The 18283-nt window shown below is 68.8% G+C and carries 16 protein-coding genes and 1 pseudogene; 15 read left to right on the top strand and 2 right to left on the bottom strand.

Annotated features, from left to right (window positions below):
• Window positions 1-101 precede the first annotated feature (101 nt).
• Window positions 102-1112 carry an LLM class flavin-dependent oxidoreductase gene (locus tag AC3ERS_RS19190; protein WP_431969349.1) on the top strand — a complete coding sequence of 337 codons (1011 nt, stop codon included), beginning with the start codon at window positions 102-104 and terminating at the stop codon, window positions 1110-1112.
• 1 nt (window position 1113) lies between these two features.
• Here the strand turns inward: AC3ERS_RS19190 and AC3ERS_RS19195 are convergent, their stop codons facing one another.
• Window positions 1114-1764 carry a GntR family transcriptional regulator gene (locus AC3ERS_RS19195; protein WP_431969542.1) on the bottom strand — a complete coding sequence of 217 codons (651 nt, stop codon included), beginning with the start codon at window positions 1762-1764 and terminating at the stop codon, window positions 1114-1116.
• A gap of 215 nt (window positions 1765-1979) precedes the next feature.
• Between AC3ERS_RS19195 and AC3ERS_RS19200 the strand changes: the two genes are divergently transcribed.
• The 7 genes from AC3ERS_RS19200 to AC3ERS_RS19230 all read left to right on the top strand — a co-directional run bounded on the left by AC3ERS_RS19200 (window position 1980) and on the right by AC3ERS_RS19230 (window position 8735).
• Window positions 1980-3107 (top strand): TIGR03364 family FAD-dependent oxidoreductase, encoded by a 1128-nt coding sequence (locus tag AC3ERS_RS19200; protein ID WP_431969351.1) that lies wholly within the window; start codon window positions 1980-1982, stop codon window positions 3105-3107.
• An 11-nt stretch (window positions 3108-3118) separates the two neighbouring features.
• Complete coding sequence (locus tag AC3ERS_RS19205) at window positions 3119-3808, top strand: phosphonatase-like hydrolase (protein ID WP_431969353.1); 690 nt, start codon at window positions 3119-3121, stop codon at window positions 3806-3808.
• A 49-nt stretch (window positions 3809-3857) separates the two neighbouring features.
• The gene (locus AC3ERS_RS19210) at window positions 3858-4925 is read left to right on the top strand and encodes a 2-aminoethylphosphonate ABC transporter substrate-binding protein (RefSeq protein ID WP_431969355.1); all 1068 of its coding nucleotides are present in this window, start codon (window positions 3858-3860) and stop codon (window positions 4923-4925) included.
• A gap of 1 nt (window position 4926) precedes the next feature.
• Entirely contained in the window at window positions 4927-6147 is a 1221-nt protein-coding gene (locus AC3ERS_RS19215) for an ABC transporter ATP-binding protein (RefSeq protein ID WP_431969357.1), read from the top strand.
• Between the two features lie 49 nt (window positions 6148-6196).
• Complete coding sequence (locus tag AC3ERS_RS19220; RefSeq protein WP_431969359.1) at window positions 6197-7093, top strand: 2-aminoethylphosphonate ABC transporter permease subunit; 897 nt, start codon at window positions 6197-6199, stop codon at window positions 7091-7093.
• Window positions 7094-7095: 2 nt separating this feature from the next.
• Window positions 7096-7893 carry an ABC transporter permease gene (locus AC3ERS_RS19225; RefSeq protein ID WP_431969361.1) on the top strand — a complete coding sequence of 266 codons (798 nt, stop codon included), beginning with the start codon at window positions 7096-7098 and terminating at the stop codon, window positions 7891-7893.
• 239 nt (window positions 7894-8132) lie between these two features.
• Window positions 8133-8735, top strand: coding sequence for a DUF4126 domain-containing protein (locus AC3ERS_RS19230; protein ID WP_431969363.1), 603 nt, complete (start codon window positions 8133-8135; stop codon window positions 8733-8735).
• Window positions 8736-9076: 341 nt separating this feature from the next.
• Here AC3ERS_RS19230 and AC3ERS_RS19235 read toward each other — a convergent pair whose 3' ends face one another.
• Entirely contained in the window at window positions 9077-9436 is a 360-nt protein-coding gene (locus tag AC3ERS_RS19235) for a DUF4254 domain-containing protein (protein ID WP_068064588.1), read from the bottom strand.
• 771 nt (window positions 9437-10207) lie between these two features.
• Here AC3ERS_RS19235 and AC3ERS_RS19240 point away from each other — a divergent pair.
• The 7 genes and pseudogenes from AC3ERS_RS19240 (at window position 10208) to AC3ERS_RS19270 (ending at window position 18156) form a co-directional block, all read left to right on the top strand.
• A complete protein-coding gene (locus AC3ERS_RS19240) occupies window positions 10208-10630 on the top strand; it encodes a peptidase inhibitor family I36 protein (RefSeq protein WP_431969365.1) in 423 nt (140 codons plus the stop codon).
• A gap of 710 nt (window positions 10631-11340) precedes the next feature.
• On the top strand, window positions 11341-12864 hold the full coding sequence (locus tag AC3ERS_RS19245) for a WS/DGAT/MGAT family O-acyltransferase (RefSeq protein WP_431969367.1): 1524 nt from the start codon (window positions 11341-11343) through the stop codon (window positions 12862-12864).
• Between the two features lie 2 nt (window positions 12865-12866).
• Window positions 12867-13520, top strand: coding sequence for a TetR/AcrR family transcriptional regulator (locus AC3ERS_RS19250; RefSeq protein WP_431969369.1), 654 nt, complete (start codon window positions 12867-12869; stop codon window positions 13518-13520).
• A gap of 305 nt (window positions 13521-13825) precedes the next feature.
• Complete coding sequence (locus tag AC3ERS_RS19255) at window positions 13826-14878, top strand: beta-keto acid cleavage family enzyme (RefSeq protein WP_431969371.1); 1053 nt, start codon at window positions 13826-13828, stop codon at window positions 14876-14878.
• Between the two features lie 191 nt (window positions 14879-15069).
• A pseudogene (locus tag AC3ERS_RS19260) lies at window positions 15070-16347 on the top strand (MFS transporter).
• Window positions 16348-16372: 25 nt separating this feature from the next.
• Window positions 16373-16975 (top strand): RBBP9/YdeN family alpha/beta hydrolase, encoded by a 603-nt coding sequence (locus AC3ERS_RS19265; RefSeq protein WP_431969373.1) that lies wholly within the window; start codon window positions 16373-16375, stop codon window positions 16973-16975.
• Window positions 16976-17238: 263 nt separating this feature from the next.
• On the top strand, window positions 17239-18156 hold the full coding sequence (locus AC3ERS_RS19270) for a YeiH family protein (protein WP_431969375.1): 918 nt from the start codon (window positions 17239-17241) through the stop codon (window positions 18154-18156).
• The last annotated feature ends 127 nt before the right edge of the window (window positions 18157-18283 follow it).

An 18283-nucleotide genomic window follows, 5' to 3' on the forward strand; every position in this document is an offset into this window, starting at 1 on the left:
CCCGGCCGGTGGCACCCGCCCGCCCGCGCCGGGGCGGAATAGAGCCGGACCGCAGTCCGTTTACCCTGGCACAGTAACTACGCACCGACGGGACTCGAACTGTGGAACTGGGACTGACGACGTTCGCCGAGCTGTATCCGGTCGGCGACCGGCCCGCGCCGAGCGCCGGGCAGCGCCTGCGCGAGGTGGTCGAGGAGGCAGTGACGACCGAGCGCGCGGGCCTGGACGTGTACGGCGTCGGCGAACACCACCGCGCGGACTTCGCCGCGTCGGCGCCCGCCGTGGTGCTGGCGGCGATCGCGGCGCGCACCGAGCGCATCCAGCTGACCAGCGCGGTCACCGTGCTCAGCTCCGACGACCCGGTCCGCGTGTACCAGGACTTCGCGACGCTGGACGGCCTGTCGAGCGGGCGCGCCGAGCTGATGGCCGGGCGCGGTTCGTTCACCGAGTCGTTCCCGCTGTTCGGCTACGACCTGGGCGATTACGACGAGCTGTTCGAGGAGAAGCTGGCGCTGCTGCTGCGGCTGCGCGAGGACGCGCCGGTCACCTGGTCCGGGAAGTTCCGCGCACCGCTGCGCGACGCGGTGGCCTATCCGCGCACCGACGACGGTCCACTTCCGGTATGGATCGCCGTCGGCGGCAGCCCGGAGTCGGTGATCCGCGCCGGGCTGCTCGGCCTACCGCTGGCGCTGGCGATCATCGGCGGCCAGCCCGCGCGCTTCCGGCCGCTGGTCGACCTGTATCACCGCGCGCTGACGGAGGGCGGGCACGAGCGGCAGCCGGTCGCGGTGCACGCGCACGGCTACGTGGCCGACACCGACGAGCAGGCCGTCGCCGACTTCTACCAGCCGTACGCGCTGGCCATGAGCACCATCGGCCGCGAGCGCGGCTGGGGCCCGATGACCCGCGAACACTTCGACGCCTCGCGCTCGCAGAGCGGCTCGTTGTTCGTCGGCACGCCGGACTATGTCGCCGAGAAGATCGCCGCGGTGCGCGACACGCTCGGCCTGGACCGGTTCATGCTGCATACCAGCGTCGGCACACTGCCGCACGAAAAAGTGCTGCACAACATCGATTTGCTCGGCGCGAAGGTGGCCCCGCAGATCCGGTGAGCTACTCCGACAGTCGCGCCTCGAACGCGATCCGGTCGCCACGGTACAGGGCGCGCACCCGTTCGATCGGAGCTCCGTCGTCGTCGACGCTGCGCCGGTGCAGCAACAGCAGCGGCAGCGCCGTGGTGCATTCGAGCAGCGCAGCCTCGCGCGGAGAGGCCAGCACCGTCTCGATGCGTTCGGTGGCGGCGCCGAATTCCACGCCCGAGGCGCGCACCGCGGCGTAGAGCGAGGTCGTCGGGTCGTAGTGGTCGCGAAGGCCGGCGAAGCGCGTCAGCGGCAGGAAGGTGCTCTCCAGTCCGATGCGCTCGCCGTCGGCGAGCAGCACCCGCTCCAGGTGCATGACGGGCATGCCTGCGGTCAGCCCGAGATCGCGGGCGGTGTCCGCGTCGGCGGGGACGTCCTCCCAGGTGACCAGGATGCGGCCGGGCACCCGGCCCAGGCTCAGCGCGCCCTCGGTGTAGGAGCGCAGCGACAACGGCTGCACCATCTTCGGCCGCGAGACCACCGTCCCCCGGCCCTGCCGCCGAATCCGGCCCTCCACCAAGAGATCTCGCAACGCCTGCCGGACGGTCTCGCGGGCGACTTCGAACCGCACGGCCAGTTCGCGCTCCGAGGGCACGGGATCGCCCTCGTCCAGCTCGCCGATCATCCCCTCCAGCTCGGTGCGCACCCGATACGACTTCGGCAAGCGCTCCGGGATGGCCAATTCGGCGCTCCTGCCGAACGTCTCGCCGCGCCTGCCGCGCGTCACCTCCGTTGCTTCCATGCCCGACAGCCTACCCGCAATTGGTCTATACCAATTGTTAACCCGACGTTCGCGCGGGGAACACCCATCGGTCTAGACCATTGCTCACCATGGGTCCCATGCGAGTGGTCATCATCGGAGGTGGAATTCTCGGCACCGCCCACGCCTGGGCCGCGATCCGTCGCGGGCACGAGGTCGTACAGCTGGAGCGCGAGCCCGAGGCACGCGGCGCGACGGTGCGCAATTTCGGCCTGGTGTGGGTGTCCGGGCGGTCGGCGGCGGAGCTCGACCTGACCTTGCGTTCGCGCGAGCTCTGGGAGGAGATCGGCGGCAAGGTCCCCGGCGTCGGCTTCCGCCCGGCCGGATCCATCACGCTGGTGCGCACCCCCGAGGAACTGGCGGTGGCGGCCGCCGCGGCGGCGAGCGACAGCGCCGAGGCGCGCGGCTTCGACCTGCTGGAGCCCGAGCGGGTGCGCGCGATCAACCCGGCGCTGCGTGGCAAGTACCTCGCCGGTCTGCACTGCGCGACCGACGCCGCGGTCGAGTCGCGCCAGGCGCTGCCCGCGCTGCGCGCCTACCTCACGGCGACCGGCCGCTACACCTTCCACGACGCCACCGAAGCCCGGTCGGTCACCGACACCGGCTCCGGCACAACGGTTCTCGACGACCGAGGCCGCGCCTTCACCGCCGACCTGGCGCTGGTCTGCCCCGGCGCCGCGCACACCGGGCTGACCAGGGAGCTGGTCGGCACGATCCCCGTGCGCCGGGTTCGGCTCCAGATGATGCAGACCGCGCCGCTGGGCGAGCCGCTGACCACGGCGATCGCCGACGGCGACAGCTTCCGCTACTACCCCGGCTTCGCGGGACCCGAGGTGGACGCGCTCGAACGCGAGCAGTCCCAGACCGCCACCGCGGCCGAGCACAAGATGCAGCTGCTGTGCGTGCAGCGCCTGCACGGCGGCCTCACCATCGGCGACACCCACGAATACACCGAACCGTTCGCCTTCGACGTGGACGAGGCGCCCTACGAACACCTCACCTCCGTCACCGAGGAACTGCTCGGCCGCAAACTGCCGCCGATCGTGCGCCGCTGGGCCGGGGTGTACAGCCAAAGCGTCGACCCGGCCGCGATCGTCACCCGCGCCAAGGCCGACGAGCACGTCTGGGTGATCACCGGCCCCGGCGGCCGCGGCATGACGCTCGGCCCCGTACTCGGCGAGGACACCGCCGACCTGCTCGGACTCTGAGAGGAGCCATCATGCCGCACAACCCGATCGACCTCGCCGTCCTGGACATGGCAGGCACCACCGTGGCCGACGGCGGTCTGGTGCTGCGCGCCTTCGACGTGGCCGCGACCGCCGCGGGACTGGAAACCGAAGGGCCGCAGCGAGAACGGGCCCGGCAGTACGTGCTGGACACCATGGGCCAGTCCAAGATCGCCGTGTTCCGCGCGCTGCTCGGCGACGAGGACCGCGCGCAGACCGCCAACCACGCCTTCGAGGCCGCCTACGACGACCTGATCGACGAGGTCGACATCGCGCCGATTCCCGGTGCGGCCGAGGCCATCTCGGCGTTGCGGGCGACGGGCGTACGGGTGGCGCTCACCACGGGCTTCAGCCGGGAGACCCAGGACCGGCTGCTCGACGCGCTCGGCTGGCGTGACATCGCCGACCTCACGCTGGCGCCCTCCGACGCCGGTCGCGGCCGCCCTTACCCCGACCTGGTCCTCACCGCGCTGCTGCGCCTGCGCATCGACGCCGTCGATCGCGTCGCTGTACTCGGCGACACCACCAGCGATATCGCCGCGGGCCTAGCCGCGGGCTCGCGCATCGTCGCGGGCGCGTTGACCGGCACGCACGACGAACCGCGGCTGCGCGCCGCGGGCGCCACCCACGTGCTGCCCTCGGTGGCCGAATTCGCCGAGCTGATCCGCGCCGAGCGCGCCTGAGTCCCGTCCCTCCGACAATTCGACACCCCAAGCGAAAGTTGCTCCCATCGTGCGTACTTCCCCCACGCGCCTGTCCCGCATCCTGACCAGGACCGCCGTGCTCGTCGTCGCCGCCACCGCGGTCGCCGCCACCGCGGCCTGCGGCGGCACGGGCTCCGGCGGCTCCGGCGGGCAGACGGTCACCGTCTACTCCGCCGACGGCCTCGACGCCTGGTACAGGACTCGATTCGACAAGTTCCGCGCCGAGACCGGCATCGCGGTCGACGTCGTCGCGGCGGGCTCCGGCGAGGTGGTCAACCGCCTCGAGAAGGAGCAGTCCAATCCGCAGGCCGACATCGTGGTCACCCTGCCTCCGTTCATCCAGAAGGCCGACGCCGCAGGGCTTTTGCAGCCACTGGGCGTGGACACCTCGGCCTTTCCCGCCACCGAGAAAGACCCGAACGGCAGGTTCGTCAGCCTCGCGGGCAACTATCTGAACTTCATCGCGAACAACTCCGTCGACGCCTCGAAGCTCACCTGGGAAGACCTGCTGAAGCCGGAATACCGAGGCAAGCTCCAGTATTCGACGCCGGGCCAGGCAGGTGACGGCACCGCCGTGCTGATCCTGCTGCAACAGCTGCGCGGCAAGGACGGCGCGCTCGACTACCTGAAGCGGTTGCAGGTCAACAACGTCGGCCCTTCGGCCTCCACCGGCAAGCTGCAGCCCAAGGTCGACAAGGGCGAGCTGCTGATCGCCAACGGCGACGTCCAGATGAACACGGAGTCGATCACCTCGAAGGGCTCCAAGTTCGGCATCTTCTTCCCCGCTTCGGCCGACGGTGCCAGGCACACCGTCGCGCTGCCCTATTTCATGGGATTGGCCAAGGGCGCCCCGCACGCCGACGCCGCCAGGAAGCTGATGGACTACCTGCTGAGCAAGGAGGTGCAGCAGACGCTCGGCCCGGACGCGTTCGCGGTCTCGGCCCGCACCGATCTGACCGGCGCGCCCGCCACCGGCTCCGGCACGACCCCGGCCGCACTGCTGCACGGCGTCCAGGTCGTGCGTCCCGACTGGACCCAGGTCCTCGTCGGCCTGAACGACGACGTGGCCGCCTACGAGAAGGCCATCGGAGGCTGACATGACCCCCGGCGACACGCTCACCGAATCGTCCACCGCCACCGGGACGGCACGGACCGCCACCGACGGCGAACCCGCCATCGTGTTCGACCGAGTCGGCGTGCGGTACGGCTCCGGCCGCAAGACCACCGTCGCACTGGCCGATTTCAGCTTGCGCGTCGCCGCGGGCGAGACCGTCGCGCTGCTCGGCCCGAGCGGGTCGGGCAAGTCGACCGCGCTCGAGGTGTTGGCCGGATTCGTCCGGCCGACCTCGGGCGCGGTCCGGCTGGCCGGGCGCGACGTCACGCAGCTGTCCCCGGCCAAACGCGGCATCGGCGTCGTGGTGCAGTCCTACGCGCTGTTCCCGCACATGACCGTGTACGGCAATGTGGCCTTCGGGCTGAAGGCGCATCGCGTGCCACGCAACGCCCTCGCGGACCGGGTGAGCGAGGCACTGACCATGGTGGGCATGGCCGACTACGCCAAGCGGCTGCCGCGCGAACTGTCCGGCGGCCAGCAGCAGCGCGTGGCGATCGCCAGGGCGCTCGCCATCCGGCCCCCGGTGCTGTTGCTCGACGAACCGCTGGCCGCGCTCGACGCCCAGCTGCGCCAGTCCATGCTCGGCGAGTTGCGGCAGCTGCGAGAGGCGTTGCCGGACACCGCCATGCTGTACGTCACGCACGATCAGACCGAGGCGTTGGCCCTCGCCGATCGGATCGCCGTCATGCGCGACGCCCGGCTGGTCGACGTGGACACTGTCGAGAACCTCTGGCAGCGGCCTCCCAGCGATTTCACCGCCGCTTTCCTCGGCGGAGCGAATCTGTTGGCGTGCATCGTGAATCGGGTATCCGGGGGCACCGCGCTGGTCACCGCGGGCACGCACACGCTGCGCGCCCATGCGCCGGAGCCGGGCATCGGCAGCCTCCCTTGGGACCCGGATTCGGCCGCGCTGCTGTGCATCCGGCCGCACACGGTCACACTCACGACGGCGGCGGAGCGAAACGCATTGCGCGGCACGGTGATCACGAGCATATGGCGCGGCGCGTCGACGCGGCTGGAGGTCGACGTGGACGGATTGCCCGATCCGCTCGCCGTGGACGTACCCGGACATGCGACCGCGACACCCGGATCGGTGGTCGGCGTGCGATTCCCCGATCCGGCGGGCGTGCTCGTCCCGCGCCGGGTCGGTATCGAGTCACCTACCGCCGCAGCGCCTTCCGATGGAAACGGAGCGCGCACATGAGAGGTCTCGTGGTCGCGCCCCGCCGAACGGTCGCACGAGGAGGAACGCGATGAGCGCGATGCTGCTGGATCGCCCCGCGGCCAGTGCCGAACCCGCCGCACCGGACGCCCGGCGGCGGACCCGGCGCGCGGTACTCTGGACGCTGCCGCCGGTGCTCGTGGTGCTCCTCGTCGCCGGATACCCGATCCTGCGGGTGCTCACCGAGTCGACGGTCACCCCGGACGGGCGCGGGACCGAGGTGTGGTCCTCGGTCCTGGGTTCGGACTCGTTCCGAAACGCGTTGTGGCGCACCGTTTCCATCGCATTCACCTCGACAGCCGGGTGTCTCGTGCTCGGCGCGTTCCTCGCCGTCGTGCTGGCGTTCGTCCCGTTCCCGGGCTCGGCGCTGGTCGGCAGGCTGATCGACACCGTGCTGACCCTGCCGTCGTTCCTCGTGACGCTCGCGTTCACGTTCCTGTACGGCACGGCGGGCGCGGTCAACGCGCTGCTCGCCGACCTCACCGGCCGTGACACTCCCGCGCTGAACTTCCTGCACACCCCGCTCGGCGTGATCGCCGCGGAGATCACCTTCTTCACGCCGTTCGTGGTGCGGCCACTGCTCGCCGCCTTCGCCCAGCTACCCCGCGAACAGCTCGACGTGGCGGCCAGTCTCGGCGCCTCGCCGTGGCGGGTACTGCGCCAGATCGTGCTCCCGGAGGCGTGGCCCGCCATGGTCGCCGGCGGCAGTCTCGTTCTGTTGCTGACGCTCAACGAATTCGGCATCGTGCTGTTCACCGGCGCCAAGGGCGTCCTCACGCTGCCCGCGCTGATCTACACCCGCGGCATCGTGACCTTCGACCTGCCCGGCGCCGCGGTGCTCGCCTCGGTGCAGGTCGCGCTGTCGCTCACGCTCTACGCCGCCTACCGCTTCGTCTTCGCGCGCGTGACCGCGCGGAAAGGACAGTGACCATGCTGGTGTGGACCCGAACCGGCCGCGCCGCGGTACTGGCGGTGTTCGGTCTGGTCGTCACGATCGTTTTCGTCGCCCCGATCGCCACCGTCGTCGCGGCATCGCTGGCCGGTAGCTGGACCGGTCCGCTCCCTTCGGATCTCGGCCTGGCCAACTTCCGGGAGGCGCTGTCGGGCGACGAGGCGGCCAGCCTGTCGGTGAGCTTGCAGACGGCGCTGCTGGCGGGCGCGGGCGCGCTCGTCGTCGGCACCTGGGCCGCGCTGGCCGCCAGGGAGACGCCGACCTGGTGCCGCAGGCTGACCGACGCCGTGTTCCACCTGCCCGTCGCGGTGCCCTCGGTCGCCATCGGCCTCGGCGTGCTCGTCGCCTTCAACGAACGCCCGCTGCTGCTCGGCGGTTCCCGGTGGATCGTCATCCTGGCGCACGCGGTACTGGTGCTCGCCTATGCCTTCAGCGCGGTATCGGCCGCCCTCGACCGGCTCGATCCTGCCTACCGGCAGGCCGCCGAATCTCTTGGCGCGGGACCTGTCCGGGTGCTCTGCCGGGTGACGCTGCCGTTGCTGCTGCCCGCGCTCGGCGCGGCGGCGGGGTTGGCGATCGCGCTGTCGATGGGTGAAGTCGGCGCGACCATCATGGTCTATCCGGCCACCTGGCGCACGCTGCCGGTCACCATCTTCGGGCAGACCGATCGCGGGGACGTGTTCGACGCGGCGGCCGGTACCACGCTGCTGGTGCTGGTCACCTTGGTGGCGCTGGTGCTGCTCGGCAGGCTGAAAGGCCGTGCGGCGCTGCGTTGATGCGTTCGGAGCGCTGTGTCGAGCGCGCCTGGGCGCTGTGCTGACTGTGCACGGGGCCCTGCGCTTAGCCTGCTCTAGGCGCGGCGGTGCGTGCTCTAGGCGCGGCGGTCCGTGCTCGAGGCTCGGTGCCGTACTGAAAGCAGCTGCGCTGTATTGGAAGCAGCTGGGCGAGGTCTCGACCGCTGTGGTGAGGGCGCTCGGGACGGTGCGACGAGCGCACTGCCGCATAGGATCACAGGGTGTCGCTGCTCCCCTTGATCTTCACCGCGGGCTGGGCCAGCGGTATCAACGCCTACGCCGTGGTGCTGCTGCTCGGGTTGTTCGGCATCACCGGACTTTCCGACGACGTGCCGGAGGGTCTGCAACGCACCGACGTGCTCGTCGCCGCGGCGGTGCTGTTCCTCGTCGAGGCGGTGGCCGACAAAATCCCCTACCTCGACACGTTCTGGGACACGCTGCACACCGTGGTGCGTCCGGCCGCGGGCGCCGTGGTGGCGGCGCTCCTCGCGGGTTCCGATGATTCGCTGCCGCAGCTGGCCGCGGCGGCGGTGGGCGGCACCGCCGCGCTGGTCAGTCACCTCGTCAAGGCCGGCCTCCGGATGGCGATCAACACCTCGCCGGAACCTGCCAGCAATATCGTGACCAGCACGCTGGAGGATCTCGGTGTTGCGGGCGTCATCACGCTCGCGATCTTCCATCCGATGGCCGCGGCCATGATCGCGGGAACGTTCCTGCTGATCGGCCTGACCCTGATCGTTGTGCTGGCCGGCCGGATTCGCCGCTTTCGACGTCGTCGGCGGGAACGGCGCCGAGCCCGCCTGCCGGCCGCGCAACCTGGCTGAGCCGAGCAAGCTGTGCGAACTCGTACCGAGTTCTACTCGGTCGGTAACTGGCTGAGCCGCGCGAGCTTCGCGAATTCCCGCCCGGCCCCACTCGATCGGGCAATCCGGATGAGCCGCACTGGCTTTGCGAATTCGTGCCAGGCCCGGCTCGGCCGAGCAACCATCGGGCGTGCCGCGCCAGTCGACCACGCGGCACGCCGGGCGGGGCGCCCCGTTGCGCCCGCCGTCACTACGGGCGGCGACGTTCGCGTCCGGGCGGACGCACTGGTCGGATGACATTCCGCCCGGGGACGTCGCCGTCGTGGCGGTGGCGCGGTACCCCGCCGGGCCGCCGGGAGCAGCTACTGCCCTGGCAGTCGACGGCGGCCTCCGGCCACGTCGGTTACCAGATCAGTGTAGCCGTCGACGAGTTCTGCCAAGTGGTACCAGTGTTTATGGGTGTTGTCACTGCGCGGCCCGTCGGCGTCGATCGCCTGGTTCGCGTTCACCCAGCTGCGCGCCATGCGGTCGACCACGGCGCCGAGGCTCTCGGTGTGCAGCGAGGCGCCGTTGCGGTGCTGCGGCACCTCCTGCGCGATCCAGTCGTTGATGTCGTCGACGAGTTCGCTACGTCGACAATCGATTTCGGCGACCAGGTAGGCGTCACGCACTTCCGCGCGCCGAGCGTGCAGCTCGGCGAGCGCGTGCGCGGACCGTAACAGCTCGCGATCCTGGAAACGCCGTCCCTGAAACGCACACAGAATTTGCGGAGCCGTCGGCAGCACCCCCACCGTCGGCGCGCTCATGCCTTCGCCTCACTGACGCTCGGCTCCGGCATGTGCGATGCGCGCTGGCACAGGATTCGCTCACTGTGTTCGCTCATCGCCACACCCCTGATTCACCCGACACCAACCCTTTATGTACCAACATCATTGGCTCTCGATTCGGTAATCCCGGTCATCGGATCGGTTGTTCACACCTAGGCTAGCTGGATCATGCTCTTACAGATGCAAGAACACAACAGAAAACGCAATATTGCGTTCCCTCTGCGGCGACTTGCTTCCACCTGGCTTCCACGCAGCGGCAACCATGCAGCTAGGACGTGTTCCGGGTCACAGAATCGGCCGAATGCCGGTGCGTAAGGGGGCTTTCCGCAACCGGTTCCGGTAGCCGAAACTTCGCCCGAACCGGACGAAACCCCCTGCCTTGTCGAATGCGTGTCGGACAACGCAGGGAGACATACTCGAGCTCTAGCCAACCCTCATGATCCACAGGCGGCTGTCGACCTCGGCAGCACGAGCATGGGGCCATTCCTCGAGCCCTCGCCGCATTCAAACCGGTTGAACAAGTCCGGTAGCGGGCTGGCCGCCGGCCGGCCACCACCGCTCCGAATGAGTACGGGCGGTGAGTATTTCGGCGGACGTCGCGGGCATCGGCGGTTCGTACGCTCGCAACATCACCCGCAGGGGGTGATTTGCCAGAGGGAGGAACCCATGTTCTACAGAAACGCCACGCGTACGGTCCCACTCGCCGCGGTCGCTCTGACGCTCGGCGCGCTCGCGGGCGCAGGCGTCACGACGATCTCGCCCGCCCCGGCATCCGCGGCGCCGGGCTACAGCTGCCCGGGCGGGATGTTCTGCGGCTGGGACGGAGCCGATGGCAAGGGCAGCATGATCATTCAGGTCGATGCCAATTGTTTTCTGCACGATATCGGCAACGGCGGCGTCGGCGACCGCTTGACCTCCTACTGGAACCGCACCGGCCAGACCGTGGGGGTGTACAACTGGACGGGCGAACGCTGGCAGCTGCTCGCCTCCATCACGGACAACAGCCGGGGCACCCTGTCACCCGGCGCGGACAACAGAGCCGACGCGGTGATGCCCGGCGGGAACAGCGGTGCGACCGGCTGCGTGTGAACACACCGCGAGGATTGTGGGTGCGGAGACCGTGGGTGCCGCGGTCTCCCGCTTCGCCGGATACGCCTCGACCGCACGGTAGTCGTTACGCACCACCGGAATGATCATGCGCAGACGCTGGTCACCATCCGCCCCGGACGCTCGGCGAACTCCGATTCCAGCGCCTCGAGTGCGACTCGACCGGGCGTCGCATCGTCCGGAAGCAGCGTCGACTTCGACACAGGAAATACGTCTACGACGCAACAGAATTCGGCCGACGAGGCAGCGGTGCCAATTCTTTTGATATCAGCCGGAGGCCCATCCGGCCACCCACTCCGCAGGCGACCACCTTGATTTTCCCGCGCCCATTCGGCGATATCGCTGGTCTCAGCACATTTGGACAGATGAACAGAATGCAGCTGTGAGATATGTCAACTATCAAACCCTGGCACCGTGCCCCGCCAGTGTGATACAGCACGTTCTCGCTGCTACCGACCCGAAACCACGCTTCAGCACTAGCTATTAACAGAGCGTTACACGCACCAACTGTTAACGCGAAATACACAATTCGCGGCGTGGGATCGGGCAGCGAGTGCTGCCGATCGAAACTAGACTTGCGCTCACGTTCTCGGAGCAAGGTCGAATTACGCCCGCCGACAGCTCCATTCGAACGGCTTTCCGCCGCCGTGCCGCGATGCACGAAAACTCACCGTGACTCCTGAGAGGGAAGCATGCATTCCTCAGCGCCCGATACACGTGCTCCGCGCGACGTCGGCCTCCGAATCACCACACCCGGCGAGTCGTTGTACGCCGCCCGAGATACCCCGACACCCGCGCGGACGTCTACGGTCACCATTCCCGCCGCACCCGAGCCGGGCAGGCCACGCCAGTTGAGTTCGCTGGATCTGCAACTGCTCGACCTCGAAACCGACTCGGCGCCAATGCATGTCGGCACGGTCACCGTGCTGGACTCCGCCGCGGCCCCCGAAACGCCGCTGGATGTCACCTCCCTGCGGCAGCTGTTCGCCGACCGCCTCCACCTGATCGCGCCATTGCGCCGTCGCCTGCGCACGGTCCCGTTCGGGCTCGATCTGCCGTACTGGGAGGACTGCGACTACATCGATCTCGGCTACCACATACGGCACATACGACTACCCGACGACGCCGGCGACGAACACCTCGCCGACTACGTGGCACGACGGCACGCCGCACCGCTGGACCGCACCAGACCACTGTGGGAATGCGATCTGATCTCCGGGCTCGCCGACGGACGGCAGGCCGTCTACACCAAGATCCACCACTCGGTGATCGACGGCATCTCCGGCGCCGAGATCATGGCGGTCATCCTCGACCTCCACCCCGAGAGTCTGCCCACACCGCCACCCGCGGACGGCATCTCCCGCGACCGCAACCCGTCCACCGCCGAACTGCTCGCCCGCAGTCTGCCGAACATGATCGGCCGCCAGGCAATCCGCGTTCAGTCCCTTCTGCACGCGGGTCCCGCCCTGCTCCAAGCCCGCGACGACCTCCGCGCGAAACACCCCGACGTTCCGATCAAGGCACCCACCACCCCCACACGCAGTCTCGCCTACACCTCGCTCCCCCTCGACGCGGTCAAAAACATCAAGGACCGCGTCGACGGCACCGTCAACGACGTGGTGATGGAGCTGTGCACCTCGGCGCTACGACGCTGGCTGCTCGACCACGACCAGCCCGCCGACCATCCCCTGGTGGCCGCGATTCCAGTATCCGTACGCACCCCCGAGCAATTCGGCACCGCCGGAAACCAGTTCTCCCTCATGCTCACTGCGCTACCGATCGCCGAACCCGACCCCGAACATCGGCTCGAACAGCTGCACAGCAACCTGCTCGAAGCCAAGAAGCGATTCCAGACCCAACCGCCCACCCTGCTGCACAAAGCCACCTCCCTGCTCACACCGCTGCTCCACGGCCGACCCACCCGCGCCCTCCTCCGAGCAGCGGCACCGAGCCTTCCCCTGGTCGACCTCGTCATCTCGAATGTCCCCGGCCCGCAAATTCCGTTGTACCTCCGCGGAATCCGCGTCCAGCACAGCTACCCGGTCTCCCTGCTCACCGAACTGGCAGGCAGCCTCAACATCACCGTCATGTCCTACGACGGGCACCTCGACTTCGGCATCGTCGCCTGCCCCGACGATTTCCCCGATGTCTGGGACCTCGCCGATCACCTGCACAAGGCACTGGCCGACCTAGAGCAATCGCCCGGGAGGCCATAGCGATGACCGCAGACCCCATACCCCACGAATACCCACTGTCCACATCACCGCAGAGGCCGGACCGTGCCGCCCAGCGGGACTTCCGACGTCGATACGCCCTCGCCGCCGCCACCGAGGTCTTCGTCTCGCGCGGCTATCACGCGACCACCATGGACGAAATCGCGCAGCGCGCCGGCTACACCAAACCCATACTGTACAAACAGTTCTCGGGAAAACTGGACCTGTATCTCGCCGTCCTGCAGGACCATATCGACACCCTGACCGAAAGCCTGCGACAAGCACTGGCCTCGACATCGATCAACAAGCAGCGTGTGCGCGCCGCGGTGCAGACATACTTCGACTTCGTCGACCACGAGACGCACGGTTTCCGGTTGGTGTTCGAATTCAGCGCGGCCAGCGAACCCTCGGTGCAGTTGCGTATCGGCCGCGCCACCGACGCTTGCGTGGACACGGTCTGCGAGGCGGTGACACACGACTCCGGGCTGAACCCACAACAGGCCCGCCTGCTGGCCGCTGGGCTGGTGGGCGCGAGCCAGGTCGCGGCGCAGTACTGGCTCGACACCGGCCGGGCGATCCCGAAATCCGACGCCATCGATGCCGTGATCAGATTGTGCTGGGGTGGGCTGTCGCAAGTGCCTTTGCACCCGACCGAATGAACGCCGGCCGACTTGCAGCGCTCCTGTGTCCGCAACGGCGCGCGGTCGCATCCCTGGCCTCGTGCGCGAAGAGCATCCGGCCGGCCATTGCACCTGGATGCGGCAGCCATGCGCATGTCCCGAAATGAATAAATTCGCGTCCCGCGAGGATAAGCATCGGTGAGTGATCTGGATTACCGTGGGTTACATCACAGCGAGTTGATCAGCGAAACGGAAGACGCCGTGTTCGGTGAGCGCACCCGGCACGGTCTTCTGCCGACATCTCGCACGCGATCCCACGATTCGATCCCGATCGGAGCACTCTCATGTATTTCCACGACGACTCGCTGTTCCCGGAGAACCAAGAGAAGCTGGTCATCACCGCCGCCCCGTACGGCCCGGAGTGGGAAATCGACGACTTCCGCGAGGACCTGCCGCTGACCGTGGACGAGCACGTCCAAGCCGCGGTGGACTGCTACAACGCGGGCGCCACCGTACTGCACATCCACGTGCGTGAACTCGACGGCAAGGGTTCCAAGCGGCTGTCGAAGTTCAACGAGCTGCTCGGCCGCCTGCGCGAGGCGGTGCCGGACATGATCCTCCAGGTCGGCGGCTCCATCTCCTTCGCACCGGAAGGCGAAGGCGCGGAAGCCAAGTGGCTTTCCGACGACACCCGGCACCTGCTCGCCGAACTCGACCCGCGACCGGATCAGGTCACCATCGCCATCAACACCAACCAGATGAACATCGTCGAGCTGATGACCGGCGACGACATCGCGGGCACGTCGTTCACGCGACCGGAGGTATACGAGGCCTACCGGGAGATGTACGTCCCCGCCGGCCCCGCTTGGGTCGAAGAGCACCTGAAGCGGTTGCAGGCCAACGGGATTCAGCCGCACTTCCAGCTGGCCAACATCCCGCAGCTCGAGACGGTGGAGCGGTTGATCCGGCGCGGCGCGTACACCGGTCCGCTCTTGGTGACCTGGGTCGGCATCGGCGGCGGCTTCGACGGACCCAACCCCTACAACATGATGGAGTTCATCCGCCGTGTTCCCGACGGCGCGGTGCTGACGCTGGAGACGCTCATGCGCAGCGTGCTGCCCGTCAACACCATGGCCATCGCCATGGGCCTGCACGCGCGCTGCGGTAACGAGGACACCCTGTGGGGCCGCAAGGGCCAGAAGATGACCTCGGTGCAGCAGATCGAGCAGCTGGTCCGCCTCGCGGGTGAACTCGGCCGCGAAGTCGCGACCGGCAAGGAAGCGCGCGAGATCTACAAGCTCGACGAGCGCTACGCCAACGCGGACGAGACGTTGGCCAAGATCGGATTCGCTCCCAATCGCAAGCCCGGCCAGGTCGGATTCACCCACCACGCCTGAGCATTCCGGGCGATGCCACGCCGGGCGTCGCCCGCCTCGGGGCCAACGGCCCAGGTGAGCCCCGGGCTCTCGATTCCTTTCACAGCTCCGGTGCGCGCGCACCGTCTCCGCGCACCGGATTCGTAGGAGCACCAATGGAGTTGCACACTACCGCCACCGGGACGGCAGGCTCCCCTGCCGCCGTCCCGGCCATGGCGGCCACCCGCGCCCCAGCAATCCGCCGGGTCTATCCGTGGGTCGTCTTCGCCCTGGCCTTCGGCCTGCTGCTGGCCGACTACATGTCGCGACAGGTTCTCAGCGCGGTCTTCCCCTTCCTGAAAACCGAATGGGCACTGTCCGATTCGAAGCTGGCCTCGCTGAGCAGCATTGTCGCGCTCATGGTCGGCCTGCTGACGTTGCCGCTCTCGCTCCTGGCCGACCGGTGGGGCCGGGTGCGCAGCCTGGTTCTGATGGCTGTCCTGTGGAGCGCGGCCACCTTGGTGTGCGCGACCGCCACCGATTACGAACAGATGCTCGGCGCTCGCTTCCTGGTCGGGGTCGGTGAGGCCGCCTAAGGCAGCGTCGGCATCGCGGTGGTGCTCAGCGTGTTCGCGCCCCACGTGCACGCCGCGCTGAGCGGGGCGTTCATGGCAGGCGGCTCGTTCGGATCGGTCCTCGGCGTGGCCGCGGGCGGCGTCATTGCCGTCCAGTTCGGCTGGCGGTGGGCCTTCGCCGCGATGGCCGTCTTCGGCCTGATTCTTGCCGCGCTGTTCCGGACCCTGATCAGCGATGCGAAGCTGGCCGGCCACGCCGCCGTGCCGACGCCGCGCGCGAACGCCAGAGGGTTCCGCGCGCCGGTCTCGACACTGTTCACCGATCCCGCAGTGCTGTGCGCCTACCTCGGCAGCGCCCTGCAAATCTTCACCGCCGCGGTGCTGCTGTCGTGGATGCCGAGTTTCTTCCACCGCTACTACGGTCTGGCGCCGGACAGAGCGGGCGCGACCGCCTCGATATTCGTGCTGCTCGTCGGCGCGGGCATGGTGGGCTGCGGGATGATCACCGACCGCGTCGGCCGCGCCGACATATCCCGCAAATGGACCGCCGCGATCGTGTTCTGCCTGATCTCGCTCGTGTGCCTCACCCTCGGCTTCAGCCTGGACACCGGTGCGCCGCAACTGCTTCTGATCGGCATCGGCGCGTTCTTCTCCGGCGGATCGTCCGGGCCTGCCGCGGCCATGGTCGCCACTCTCACCCACCACTCCGTGCGTGCCTCGGCCTTCGGCGCCCTCACCCTGGCCAACAGCCTGCTCGGCCTGGCCCTCGGCCCGTTCGTCGTCGGCGTGCTCGCCGACCACCTCGGGCTCGCCGGTGCGCTGCGGCTGGCGCCGCTGACGTACCTGGTCGCCATCGCCGCGCTGATTCTCGGCAAACGCGCCTACCCGGCCGGGTTGCGCAGGCTCGCCGTACTGAATTCCACCGCCTCGCTGTGATCATCGAAAGGATGCGCCACACGCCATGAGCAGCATCGTCGAACCGACCGTCGTCATCGTCCCCGGAATGCGCGACCACGTGGCCGAACACTGGCAGACCCTGCTCGCCGACCGGCTCGATCGGGTGCGCACGGTACCGCCGCTCGAACACCACCGGCTCAGCCGGACCGCACAGGTCGCCGCACTCGATGCCGTGCTCGGCGACATCGACGGCCCCGTGGTGCTCGTCGCACACAGCGCGGGCGTCATGACCACCGTGCACTGGGCCCAGCAGGCCACCCGGCGGGTGCGAGGAGCGTTGCTCGCCGCCCCGCCTGACTTCGAAACGCCTCTGCCGCAGAGATATCCGTCGATCGAGGAGCTCGACTCGCACGGCTGGACGCCGATCCCGTGGCGGCGGCTGCCGTTCCCGAGCATCGTGGCCGCAAGCACCACCGACCCGCTCGCCGCCTTCCGCCGCGCGGCGGCGATGGCCGAGGCATGGGGCAGCCGGCTGGTCGGCCTCGGTGATGTCGGCCACCTCGATCCCGCCTCCGGTTACGGCTACTGGCCGCGCGCGGAGGAGCTCCTGCGGGAGCTGCTCGACACGTCCGCACGGGCCGCGACCGGAGCAGAGGTCGCCGGGTGAGCAAGGTCTTCACTTCGGCGGCCGACGCCTCGGGGGTACCCGCATCCGGGCGCGCGGCCCGAGCGCCATCGCCGACCGCCACCGACCCGCGACAACATCAGCCGAGGATCATGGTTCACTCCGAAACATTCTCTCCGCCAATCATTCTTGAAGACGCCGGCGCATCGGCGCGACCGCACGGAGTCACCGGCCGTACCACGAGTTGGGTACAGGAGTACTGGCCCGGGCTCGCGCTCGCCGCCGTCGCCGTCACTGCCGTCTCGATGTTGGGGCGGTTGCTGCCCGGTCTGAGCCCGCTGCTGGCGGCGATCGTCGTCGGCGCGGTCGCCGCGAACACGGTCTCCCTCCCGCAGCGAGTCCAGCCCGGATTGCAGTTCTGCTCGAAACGCCTGCTCCGTATCGGCGTCGCACTGTTGGGCCTGCAAGTGACGTTCACCGACATCCTCGGGCTCGGACCCGCGGCGCTGGCGGTGGTCGTCACGGTCGTCGTCTTCGGTATCGGCGGGACCATGATGCTCGGCAAGATGCTCGGCCTGAACTGGACCCAGCGACTGTTGATCGCCTGCGGCTTCTCCATCTGCGGAGCCGCCGCCGTCGCCGCGGTGGACAGCGTGGTCGACGCGAAAGAAGAAGAACTGCTGACCACCATCGCGCTGGTGGTCGTGTTCGGAACGGCGCTCATCGCGATCATCCCGGCGACCGCCCACGCCATGGAACTCGGCGACTCGGCCAGCGGTATCTGGGCCGGAGCCGCGATCCACGAGGTCGCGCAAGTCGTCGCCGCGGGCGGCGCGCTCGGCGGCGGCGCGCTCACCATCGCCGTCGTAGTGAAACTCGCCCGCGTCGTCCTGCTCGCCCCCGTCCTCGCAGTCATCGGCTGGCAAGTCCGCCGCCACACCCCAGACTCCGCGAAACACCGCACCACACCGTTGGTTCCGCTGTTCGTCCTCGCCTTCCTTGCCTTCGCGGCGCTCCGCACCACCGGCGCGGTGCCCACCGTCGCCGTGGAAGCCGCACGCACACTTCAGATCACGCTGCTCACCGCCGCGATGTTCGCACTCGGCACCGGCGTCCACCGCAGCACCCTGAGCCGGATCGGCATCCGCCCCCTTGTGCTCGCCACCGCGGCCACCATCTGGATCACCGCGCTGGCGCTGGCCGGTGCACTACTCGCAGCTTGAGCCGCAATGACGTCGCCGAATCTCGCACCACCGCAACGATTCTGCGCGTCTTCCCGCACAGCAGCTGCGGCAACCTTCGGCAGGCTCGGGTCCAGAGCTCTCTGCCCGGTCATCCCGCACCCAGCAC

This window comes from Nocardia sp. bgisy134, from assembly GCF_057708325.1.

Bases quoted from the DNA above. Each gene is read 5' to 3' on its own strand.
- AC3ERS_RS19195 (WP_431969542.1), bottom strand. From the start codon at position 1,764: ATGATCGGCGAGCTGGACGAGGGCGATCCCGTGCCCTCGGAGCGCGAA.
- AC3ERS_RS19200 (WP_431969351.1), top strand. From the start codon at position 1,980: ATGCGAGTGGTCATCATCGGAGGTGGAATTCTCGGCACCGCCCACGCC.
- AC3ERS_RS19205 (WP_431969353.1), top strand. From the start codon at position 3,119: ATGCCGCACAACCCGATCGACCTCGCCGTCCTGGACATGGCAGGCACC.
- AC3ERS_RS19215 (WP_431969357.1), top strand. From the start codon at position 4,927: ATGACCCCCGGCGACACGCTCACCGAATCGTCCACCGCCACCGGGACG.
- AC3ERS_RS19220 (WP_431969359.1), top strand. From the start codon at position 6,197: ATGAGCGCGATGCTGCTGGATCGCCCCGCGGCCAGTGCCGAACCCGCC.
- AC3ERS_RS19225 (WP_431969361.1), top strand. From the start codon at position 7,096: ATGCTGGTGTGGACCCGAACCGGCCGCGCCGCGGTACTGGCGGTGTTC.
- AC3ERS_RS19240 (WP_431969365.1), top strand. From the start codon at position 10,208: ATGTTCTACAGAAACGCCACGCGTACGGTCCCACTCGCCGCGGTCGCT.
- AC3ERS_RS19245 (WP_431969367.1), top strand. From the start codon at position 11,341: ATGCATTCCTCAGCGCCCGATACACGTGCTCCGCGCGACGTCGGCCTC.
- AC3ERS_RS19250 (WP_431969369.1), top strand. From the start codon at position 12,867: ATGACCGCAGACCCCATACCCCACGAATACCCACTGTCCACATCACCG.
- AC3ERS_RS19255 (WP_431969371.1), top strand. From the start codon at position 13,826: ATGTATTTCCACGACGACTCGCTGTTCCCGGAGAACCAAGAGAAGCTG.
- AC3ERS_RS19265 (WP_431969373.1), top strand. From the start codon at position 16,373: ATGAGCAGCATCGTCGAACCGACCGTCGTCATCGTCCCCGGAATGCGC.
- AC3ERS_RS19270 (WP_431969375.1), top strand. From the start codon at position 17,239: ATGTTGGGGCGGTTGCTGCCCGGTCTGAGCCCGCTGCTGGCGGCGATC.